Here is a 10,389-nt window from a genome sequence, read left to right as displayed (position 1 = left end):
ACGATTGTGGTGGTTGAACGCACCCGTCATTTATGGAATAAAACCACTCACGAAATTCAATTTTACCTAAGCAGTTTACCACCTCAGAGTTCCAGAATTGCTGCGGCGATTCGGCAACACTGGGGCATTGAAAATTCTTTACATTGGACGCTGGATGTCACGTTTGCCGAGGATGGTTGCCGTGTCCGTTCTCTCCATGCCCCCCACAACCTCGCGCTAAAGCGCCGTTTTGCTGTCAATGCCCTCAATCGAGAAGCGACCGGCAAGCGCAGTCTACGGCAGAAGTCAAAGCAGGCTGCTATGGATGATACCTATATGCTAACGGTATTAGCAGCTGCACTACCCGATCCCATTGAAAACCTAGACCCTATCTGTAAATAGCGTTTGAGGTGCGCTTACCCTGCTAAACATGGTAGTTGGTTGAATATGGCTGAAATTGAATTGAGTGTTTTATCTGGCCAATGCCTCGACCGTCGCATTCCGGATAAGGAGTCTTTGCAGCGAGAGATTGCTGCTTGGGAAGAACAACGAAATCGAGAATCTCTTAAGATTAATTGGCAATTTACTACTGCTGATGCTCGTATTAAGCTCAAGCGTCTTTACCCATCATTTTTATCTTGACAGTCTACTAGTTGCGGTGCAAACCTACTGCTACAAGATCGTTATCGAGCCATCAAACAAATTGGGCAAGGTGGCTTTGGCAGAACTTTTGATGAAATTCTCTTCTTCTGCGCTCGGTCGCGTCTGGGCGGTTCGTTGAAGAATTGCTATATCAGAAAACACTGACGTTGTAACGCTTCCTGCAACAAAATTTGATAATCTGTATCGTCAATTATATAAGCACCAAAACGTTCCAAGTGGGGATTCATCATTTGAGCATCAAAAAAAACAAACTGGCGCGATCGCAATCTTTCTTGCAACTTGACCATCGCCACCTTCGACCCCTCCGGAATTCGGAAAAACATCGACTCGCCAATAAAAGCACCGCCGATGACAATTCCTAAAATTCCCCCCGCCAACTCATCTCCCTGCCAAGTTTCAAAACTATAAGCCCAACCAGCTTGATATAATTTCCAGTAAATCTTCTTTAACTCAGGCGAAATCCAGGTGGTTTCCCTGTCCGCACACCCAGCAACAACCGCTTGAAAATCCCGGTTGACAGCGACAGTGAAGCGTTCCTGGTTGAGGACGCGCCTAAGTGAGGTTGGGTAGCGGAATCGGTCATCTAGGGGTATCATCGTCCGCTGACGGCTGGAGTACCACCCCAAGTTATCATCGTCATCCGCCATCAGAAAGTAGCCTTGAGCATACCCCTGGATAATGTTGGAAATATCAAATTCCATGCACTTAGCCCGACAGGGTTGTAGATATCCCGAAACAGCAGCGTGCAACCTTAATATTTAAAATACTGCCTTCACTTTTAAAATCGTGAAATTGGCAGATGAAATTTAAAAGCTGATACGCAAAAATTGATAGAGCAAATGCCTGAACCAATTCCACCCATCACACTACCACCAGCCGAAAATGCCCAACAGGAAGGTGAATGGCTGCAAAAATCTTTACATACTTGGCTTGACCAAGAATTTATCCCAGAGCCTGTCAATCAGGAAATAGCCCGCCGAGCGTCCCAAATCTATGTCCGTCAACGGATGGAAGGCGAAAACGATCTGGGTTCGTTAGTTATTGCTATCCTGACAGAAATGCAGGCGTTTGACTTTTCTAAGAGTTTCTACAGCGAGTTTGCGATCGCTAATGCTGTCAGCGACTTACTTTTAGACAGCCTTGGCATTGACCGCTGTTGTGGTCAATAGTTAATAGTCATTAGTCCTTGGTCAAACACAATCAACTAAGGACTAAGGACTAAGGACTACCAGCTAGACTTAACCACACCAGGTAACAGGCCTTGGTGCGCCCATTCCCGCATGACGTTCCGAGACAGGCCGAAATCCCGATAAACACCTCTAGGACGACCAGTTACCCAGCAGCGGTTCCGCAGTCTGGTGGGCGCACTGTTGCGAGGCAATTGCTGGATTTGGCGATGAATTGCCAGCTTTTGTTGTTGGGTGGTTGCATTATCAAAATCTTCCTGCAACGCTGCACGCTTATCGGCATACTTTTCTACCAGCCGCTCGCGCTTTTTCTCCCGCTCAATCATGCTCTTTTTAGCCATGAATCAATTCTTCCGCAGATTTAGACACCATTCTCCATTATATTCTAAACATCAATAATTTGTTCACTCCCCGTTAACGGGGAGGGTTAGGCAGGGGTTCTTCAGGGATGGCAAGAGGAACCGTGACTATGCTTACCTGGTCAGAATTTGACTGGGACACATTGGCAGAAGGACACAAATCGGCAAGAACGCAAGCATCGCATTCAGGATTCCGAGCCTTACAAATTGCCCGACCGTGGTAAACCAAACGAATTGACCAGTTTTCCCATTCTTCACAGTGAGGTAATATTCTCATCAAATCCCGCTCTATGCGAATCGGGTCTGTATGTTCTGTCAAACCCAAGCGGTGCGAGAGACGTTTCACATGAGTATCCACCGTCACGCCCTGATTAATACCGTAGGCATGAGCTAGAACCACATTAGCCGTTTTACGCGCCACCCCTGGCAATTCCAGCAACAATTCCATTCGTTGTGGCACCTCGCCGCCAAATTTTTCCACAATTAAGCGGCTTGCCCCTTGAATATTTTTCGCCTTGTTGCGATAAAAACCAGTGGAACGGATCAAATTTTCCAACTCGATAATATCAGCGTTTGCCAAAGCGATCGCATCAGGAAACCGAGCAAATAACGCTGGTGTCACCTGATTTACCCGCTCATCCGTACACTGCGCCGAGAGAATAGTTGCTACCAAAAGCTGCACTGGCGTTTTGTAGTTCAGCGTACAGGGGGCAACTGGATACAGTCGCTTCAGGCGAATTAGAATCTCCAAAGCCCGCTGCTGCTGGCTTGACGATTTATGAGTAATGCTCACTGAAATAATCTTTGTACCGACTCCAAGTTAAAAGTGTCTCGCACAATCAAGAAAATACCTAAACCCAATAGCAGCATCAATCCGGTTTGCATAATGCCGTCTTGGATTTTTGTAGGCAAAGGCTTACCCCTTAAGCCTTCAATCAACAAGAAAGCCAGCTGACCGCCATCCAGGGCGGGTAAAGGCAAAATGTTGATGATAGCCAGGTTAATGCTGATGAGGGCAGCAAACTGAAACAGATTTGCTGCATCTGACTTGGCAATATTTGCCCCAAGTTCCACAATCTTAACCGGGCCTGCGACCTGATTAGCTGTTTCGCCAAAGTTACTGATTAGCAGCCCAAAACCCTGAACTGTTAAACTCACGATTCGTTGAAATTCTGTGGCAGCTGTCGTGAAAATGTCCACAGGATTATCCAAGTGCCGACGGAGTGGTGTACCGTTAGGAGCCAGTTTGACACCAATGCGACCTTTTCCATCTGCGCCTGGTTCTGGTGTCACAGTCAAAGATATATTTTGACCCTGACGTTCGATACTCAGCGGGATGGGCTGGTTGGGATGGTCTTGAATCACTTTCATCAGCGTCGGGATAGCTTCCCTAGATGCTTTGAGTGGTTGACCATCTGCCAACAGAACCACATCTCCGGCTTTGATGCCAGCCTGGAGTGCAGCCAAAGTAACATCTGAGGCCACTGGAGTAACCACAACCCCAGGCTTGTAGTTAAAGTCTGGAATGCCCACAAAGCCGAGTTGAGTCACAAGGAGCAAGTAGGCAAAAACTAAGTTGGCGATAACACCAGCACTGATGACAATCGCTCTATCGAGGATGGGGCGGTTGCGTAGCAGATTAGGGTCTTCGGGGGGAATATTGCTGTCGGGGTCATCATCGGGGAAACCAACAAAACCGCCTAGAGGAAAAGCGCGGACGGCATACTCGGTTTCCGTTCCCTGGTATTTCCACAAAATCGGCCCAAAACCCAGAGAGAAGCGATTAACGTGAATTCCCTGAAGACGAGCTGCCATAAAATGACCCAGCTCGTGTACCACTATCAAAAGCGCTAAGACTGCGATCGCCGCGAAAACTGGCATACTTATATTTATTCAACTTAACTACATACTTCTTCATTCTACGGTGCTGCAAAAGCTAGGAGTCAGGAGTAAGAAATTAATAACTCATAACTCCTGCCTCTCTTCACAGAACCTCACGTCCCAGATAAGGTTGCAGCACTTGCGGTATCCTGATTCCATCCGGTTGTTGATAGTTCTCCAGAATCGCCGCCATTGTCCGCCCTATCGCCAAACCTGAACCATTTAGGGTGTGGACAAACTGGGTTCCCTTCTTCCCAGTTTCTCTAAAGCGGATACTGCCGCGTCGCGCCTGAAAATCCTCAAAATTCGAGCAGCTGGAAATCTCGCGGTATTTTCCAGCAGAAGGCAACCACACCTCCAAGTCGTAGCACTTCGCCGCACTAAAACTCAGGTCGCCAGTGCATAACTCTATCACCCGATAAGGCAACTGCAACGCCTGCAAAATAGCCTCCGCGTCCCTTACGAGCGATTCATGCTCTGCTGGTGAAGTATCAGGATGGACGAATTTCACCAACTCAACTTTATTAAACTGGTGCAGTCGAATTAACCCCCGCGTGTCTCTCCCATAGCTACCAGCTTCCCGACGAAAACAGGGAGTATAAGCACAGTGATAAATGGGTAGCTGGGATGCTTCCAAGATTTCATCCCGATAGAGATTCGTCACTGGTACTTCAGCTGTGGGTGCCAGCCACAAATCATCTTGGTCGCATTTGAAGCTTTCTTCAGCAAATTTGGGCAGCTGACCTGTGGCTTTGAGGGATTCGCTGTTGATGAGAAATGGTGGAATAACTTCCACATAGCCTGCTGCGATTTGTCGGTCGAGCATAAAGCTAATCAAAGCTCTTTCCAGCGCCGCACCAGCACCGATTAAAGTTACAAATCGGCTTTTAGCGACTTTGACAGCACGCTCAAAGTTGAGAATCCCCAGTTTCTCGCCAATTTCTTCATGAGGCAGAATATTAGAGTTTGGGGGCATATATTCATCACCCCAGCGGCGTACTTCTACATTCTCTTCTTCACTTTTACCAATAGGTGTGGACTGACTGGGTAAGTTAGGGAGAGCTAACAAAAGTTCTTCTATTATGGCTTTCAGCTCTCTTTCTTGCGGTTCTAGTTCGGCAATCTGAGTTTTGACAGAGTTGCCTTCTTCCCGCAGCGTTTGAATTTCTGCGCCATTGGGGTCACTGCCAGATTTAATTTTTTGTCCGACTAATTTACCAATTTCGTTACCCCGCGCTTGCAGCTGACTTCGCTTCGCTTCGAGTTCCCGTTGCTGCTGGTCTAGCTGCAAAATCGGCTTTATGTCATGATGAGCGCCTTTATGATTCAGTCGCTCTTGAACGTCTTGTGGATTTTCCCGTATCTGCTTAAGGTCTAGCACTGCTTCTTCCCTAGCTGTTGCTGCCAATACATCAGGATATCCTGTTTGCAGAACAGCTTATATCGATTTTAGATTTTGCGGCAGCCAAAAAATTTCCGATGGAGTTAGTGTAGCGGCTGCTCTGCTGGGCTAACTCTTTGCCTATGTCGCTTTTGTTCTAGCATATGCCCTTTCTTCGCTATACCTGCGATAGTAATTTTGGATTTTGCAAACCAACCGAGTTCTCCACGCCTCAAAAAGAGGTAGGTGATTTGATGGTTGATTTGGGAACTATATAAACGAAGCAACTTAAAACTAAAGCAATGACCAATAATTACACACCGGAATCTCTGTCCGCACCCTTCCCAAAATCAGTTCTCACAGTCAGCCGGGAAGAGTTGAGTTACCTGGAACTGACAATTGAAGGAGAGCTACCAGAACTGTACGGCTACGCCTTCATTATTGGGCCAGCGGGTTCTGTTGACAGCAAACCTGTTCCCGGCACTTTTCAAATCCACCCATCCAGCGACGGTACGCCACTGTTCAATGGCGATGCTATGATTTACCGCCTCGACTTTGACAAAGTTCAAGAAGAGAGAAAAGTGCGGTTGACCACAAGAATTGCGAAAACACCATGCTTTTATGCTGACAAAGCCAGCGTACCTGGAACGGAATATGAGGAGCTTAGGTTTAATAATCACGGTCTGGCTCGGTTGTCAACATCACTCGGCTTTCGCAATGAGGTAAATACAGCATTCTTACCCATGCAATTTCCCGGACAAAATGAGCGTTTGTTAATTACTTGGGATGCTGGAAGACCCTATGAAATTGATCCCAAAACTCTGGAAGTTGTTACGCCTGTAGGCAAAAATTCAGAGTGGCGCGAACAAATTGAACTACCGCTTCCCTTTGGAATTGTTACAACCGCCGCTCACCCTTTCTTCGACACCAACACGCAAAAGCTATTCGCCGTTAATTATGGTAAGTCAATTGCTACTGCCTTATCTCCCCTACTCTTTAACGATATAGAAAAACCTTTGCAAGAATTTGAAGATTTTTTGAAAGCTGTAGAAGACCGACTGACGAAAGTTTCCCAACCTACTCAACTGCTTGTGGAGACGAAATCAAAGCTGCCGTTGGGAGAAGAAATCTTTCATGATTTTTGTAAACTAGTGCTGAAACTCCTTTTAAACCAACAATTAGAGAAAGAGATAGAAGAGTTTGTTGAGATTTTTCGAGAACTGCTGCAACTTCTGTTACTAGAAAAGGATGTTCCCCAAAGATTTGAAAACATCTGGAATGAATTAATTCAAGTTCTCAAATATGAGCTAGAGAAAGGAATTGAGAATTTTCACGAACTTTGCCTGGAAATACTCAACCTTGTAAAGCTAGCACAAATCCTGCTGCCAGCAGCAAGAAAGATGGAGGATTTTGTCTACTTAATTTGCTGGGATGGTGAAAGTGAATTGCAGAAATGGGAAGTTGTGCTAGATGAGGGAAAAAGCACTACTCCGGTGAAAATTAAGCAAAGTATGCACCAAATAGCAGTCACTCAAGATTATGTAGTGCTGATGGACACAGTTTTCAAACTAGGCCCAGAGCAACTGCTGACGAGTCCTTTGCCAAAGCATCCGCAAATAGAAAATCTGCTGAGAAAATATCTTGACTATCCAGAAACGCCTGACACCACTATATATATTGTGCGCCGTTCTGACCTCGATACCCAAAACTCGGCTGTTAAGGCAAAGAAAGTGGTAATTCCGCGAGGTGCAGCCCACTTTTTGGCAGATTATGAAAATCCTAACAACCAAATTACGCTGCACTTAGCACATAATACAGCTTGGGACCCGTCTGAATGGATTCGCAAATATGACCAATCTGTTGTCAGCAGCACTGATAATTTGCCTTATGGAATGTCGATTGGTGGCATGGATATTAACCATCTCGGACGTTATGTAATTGATGGAGAAAGTGGCAAGCTAGTTGAGTCATCTCTGCTCACAAACTTTGATTACACTTGGGCAACAGCGATTTATGCTTACAGCGGTACTGTGCCGACAGCGCAGTTTGAAAATATTTACTGGAACTCTTGGGGATGCTGGAAAGAACTGCTATCACAGTATGCCTTCGACACGTATAAAGACTATCAATATCGCGAGGTGTCGATAGAGAAGGTGCGGGAAGTTACTAAACAAGGCATACCTGTTAATTTATGCCGTGTAGATACTAAGCAGATGAAAATATGCGACACTTACAAATTTCCAACCGGCTACTTCGGAAACTCGGCGCAGTTTGTACCCCGCCGTAATGGTGACGGTGGTTCAACGGACGGTTATATTGTGTGCGTTGTTAATTCCGGCGATGCCAAAAGCGAAATTTGGATTTTCGACGCTGCTGACTTAAATCGTGGAGGACAAGGGCCTTTATGTAAATTGAGCCATCCCCAATTAAACATCGGTATGACTGTACACACAACTTGGTTGCAAAATATTGGCAACCGCTCATCTAGGTACAACATTTCGGTGTGTGAAGATTATCATCAGCGGGTGCAGGATACGAAATCTCCGCTTATTGAGAAGCTGTTTCAGGAGAAAATTTACCCCGAATTTGAAAATAATTCCGCATCTGTCTAAAGTAGGAATGTAGAGTTAGTACAATTGGGATGCCGATCCGCCGTCTGGTCAATTTGATGGTTGATTGGGAATTCTATAAATAGCGAGTTTTGGCGCGATATGAACGAACCCAATCAAAATCAGGCTGAAGCAATTAACCCAGGCGGTTTGCCTCCCTTCCCAGAGGGGATGATGACGGCAAGTGCTAGCGAACTCACGGATGTGGCGTTGCAGGTGGTTGAGGGAAAATTACCGCACGATCTCCACGGTCATGTATTTATCGTGGCACCCGTGGGTTCTGTCAATTCCGGGGGTTTGCCAAATCCAGACGGCACCCATGTTTGGAATGGCAATGGCATGATTTATCGGCTAGATTTTCACAAGCCTGGCGAAGTGTGGTTGAAGACACGGATTGCTAAGTCACCTTGCTATTACGCTGATAAAGCAACTCGACCTGGAAGCCGCTATGACAAGTATCAGTTTCGCGATTATGGCATGGCGCGGTTTTCTCTGCATCTGGGAATGCGGGATCAGTTAAATACCGCATTTCTGCCGATGAAATTCTCTGGTGAGGAAAATGAGCGTTTGCTGGTGACTTTTGATGGGGGTCGTCCCTATGAGATTGACTTGGAGACGCTTGAGGTAGTAACGGCAGTTGGGACAAATAAAGAGTGGTGTCCGGGGATGCAGCTGAATATTCCCTTTCAACCTGTTTTGAGTACGGCGCATCCTTGTTTTGATGCCCGCACTGAAGAGATGTTTACTGTTAATTATGGTAGGTCGTTAGCGAATTTTTTAGAAACTATTGGGTTGGTTTACGAATTGGAAAAACTTCCGCAAGAAGTGGAGGAACTTCTGGAAGCGATCGCTTCCTTTTTTGATGAACAAGATTTTGTCAAAAAAATCTTCGATTCATTCTCCCAATTTTCTCAGGGCATATGGCAATTTTTGCAAGGCTGGCTGGAGAAACTATTCGGAATTGCGGATTTTGTCTATTTAATTCGCTGGAATGGGGTTGGTGAGTTTGAACGCTGGAAGCTGGTTTTGCCGGATGGTAAACCTGTCCGAATTGAGCAAACTATGCACCAGATAGCGGTGAGTCGGGATTATGTGGTGCTGATGGATACTTGCCTGAAATTTGGCATGGAACAGATTTTGAATAACCCGATTTCAGGGAGTAAGCAGGCAGAAAGACTGTTGAGAAAGTTGCTGACGCGATCGCAACTTCCGGACACGAGTATATATATTGTGCGACGCGATCGCCTGAAAGCCGGACAACATCCATCATATTATAATGACAAAGAAGTTGAAGTTGTTGCTCACAAGGTGGTACTTCCCCTGGAAGCTGCCCATTTTCTAGTAGACTACGACAACCCCAATGGGCAAATTACCCTTCATGTCGCCCACGAATGCGCTACTGATGTCTCGGAATGGGTGCGGCGTTATGATTCCACCTACGATGGCAAGCCTGCATCGCCTCATCTGGAAGGAATGCTATCAGTTGGGGCAATGGATATCGGTCGTCTAGGACGCTATGTAATTGATGCTGAAAAAGCAGAAATTCTGGAGTCAAAGGTTCTATTTGATACTAAACGTACTTGGGGGCTATCACTCTACACGTACCGCGACACCCAATCTTCCGGAACGTCAACCGATAAGATTGAGAACATCTATTGGCAGTCTTTTGGCTTTTGGCAGGAATTGCTGACTGAGTTCATCTTTGATTTGTACAAAAACTATAAGTATCGGGTAATACCGCTGGAGCAACTTCTGGATATTCCAGACTCTGGCAAAGGCAGACCCTCTTGCTTGTTTAGGCTGGATACAAAAAAGATGGCGATCGCGGACTCCTATGAATTTCCTCTTGTCTCCAAAGACCAAAAACATTGGGACAGCCACATCATGAATTCACCGCAATTTGTCCCAAGTGCTAATAGTAACAAGGATTCAACGGACGGTTACATTGTGTGTACCGTTGTCTCCCAACACGGTAAAGAGATTTGGATTTTCAATGCTCAAAGCTTGGCACCGGGTCCTTTGTGCAAACTGAGTCATCCTTCACTAAACTTTGGTTATACAATACATACAACATGGTTGCCAAAAATTACACCCCGCACTGCTAATTACAAAGTCCCTGTACGTCAAGATTACGAGGAGCTGGTGAACCATAAATCTCCAGAAATTCAGGGGATATTTAGTCAAGAAGTATATCCATACTTTGATAGAGAGTCAAGAAATACATGAGATATTTTTAAGAATTTTTTCCACTATATTGTTATATAGTGGAAAAAAGCTTTTATTCAAGAATTGAACCAATAGCACAAACGATGCTTGAAAAGCTGTCCTAA

Annotated in this window: 9 protein-coding genes and 1 pseudogene; 5 read left to right on the top strand and 5 right to left on the bottom strand. The window is 45.7% G+C overall.

The window, feature by feature from the left end; all coding sequences use genetic code 11:
* Positions 1-381: ISAs1 family transposase (locus tag NDI42_RS09195; protein ID WP_190457795.1), on the top strand; the 381-nt coding region annotated here is incomplete at its 5' end.
* 15 nt (positions 382-396) lie between these two features.
* Positions 397-621, top strand: a pseudogene (locus tag NDI42_RS09190) (IS630 family transposase); the annotation flags it as partial.
* A 146-nt stretch (positions 622-767) separates the two neighbouring features.
* On the opposite strand, the gene aat reads toward NDI42_RS09190, so the two are convergent.
* Positions 768-1,343 (bottom strand): leucyl/phenylalanyl-tRNA--protein transferase, encoded by a 576-nt coding sequence (aat, locus tag NDI42_RS09185; RefSeq protein WP_190457793.1) that lies wholly within the window; start codon positions 1,341-1,343, stop codon positions 768-770.
* A 138-nt stretch (positions 1,344-1,481) separates the two neighbouring features.
* On the opposite strand from aat, the gene NDI42_RS09180 reads away from it, so the two are divergent.
* On the top strand, positions 1,482-1,811 hold the full coding sequence (locus NDI42_RS09180; RefSeq protein WP_190422645.1) for a DUF8822 family protein: 330 nt from the start codon (positions 1,482-1,484) through the stop codon (positions 1,809-1,811).
* Positions 1,812-1,867: 56 nt separating this feature from the next.
* Here NDI42_RS09180 and rpsN read toward each other — a convergent pair whose 3' ends face one another.
* The 4 genes from rpsN to serS form a co-directional block, all read right to left on the bottom strand.
* Positions 1,868-2,170 (bottom strand): 30S ribosomal protein S14, encoded by a 303-nt coding sequence (gene rpsN / locus NDI42_RS09175; protein ID WP_190457791.1) that lies wholly within the window; start codon positions 2,168-2,170, stop codon positions 1,868-1,870.
* A gap of 73 nt (positions 2,171-2,243) precedes the next feature.
* Entirely contained in the window at positions 2,244-2,981 is a 738-nt protein-coding gene (gene nth, locus NDI42_RS09170; protein ID WP_190457790.1) for an endonuclease III, read from the bottom strand.
* Positions 2,978-4,069 (bottom strand): RIP metalloprotease RseP, encoded by a 1,092-nt coding sequence (gene rseP / locus NDI42_RS09165; protein ID WP_190457788.1) that lies wholly within the window; start codon positions 4,067-4,069, stop codon positions 2,978-2,980. Before rseP ends, nth begins: the two co-directional genes overlap by 4 nt.
* 103 nt (positions 4,070-4,172) lie before the next feature.
* The gene (gene serS, locus NDI42_RS09160; RefSeq protein ID WP_190457811.1) at positions 4,173-5,450 is read right to left on the bottom strand and encodes a serine--tRNA ligase; all 1,278 of its coding nucleotides are present in this window, start codon (positions 5,448-5,450) and stop codon (positions 4,173-4,175) included.
* Positions 5,451-5,752: 302 nt separating this feature from the next.
* On the opposite strand from serS, the gene NDI42_RS09155 reads away from it, so the two are divergent.
* Together NDI42_RS09155 and NDI42_RS09150 are read left to right on the top strand one after the other, a co-directional pair.
* Positions 5,753-8,062 (top strand): carotenoid oxygenase family protein, encoded by a 2,310-nt coding sequence (locus tag NDI42_RS09155; protein WP_190457786.1) that lies wholly within the window; start codon positions 5,753-5,755, stop codon positions 8,060-8,062.
* 99 nt (positions 8,063-8,161) lie between these two features.
* Complete coding sequence (locus NDI42_RS09150) at positions 8,162-10,285, top strand: carotenoid oxygenase family protein (protein WP_190457784.1); 2,124 nt, start codon at positions 8,162-8,164, stop codon at positions 10,283-10,285.
* Positions 10,286-10,389: the final 104 nt, after the last annotated feature.

The organism is Funiculus sociatus GB2-C1 (assembly GCF_039962115.1).
Lineage (GTDB): Bacteria > Cyanobacteriota > Cyanobacteriia > Cyanobacteriales > FACHB-T130 > Funiculus > Funiculus sociatus.
Note: the sequence above shows the minus strand (reverse complement) of the source record. Positions and strands in the feature narration are given on the sequence as shown.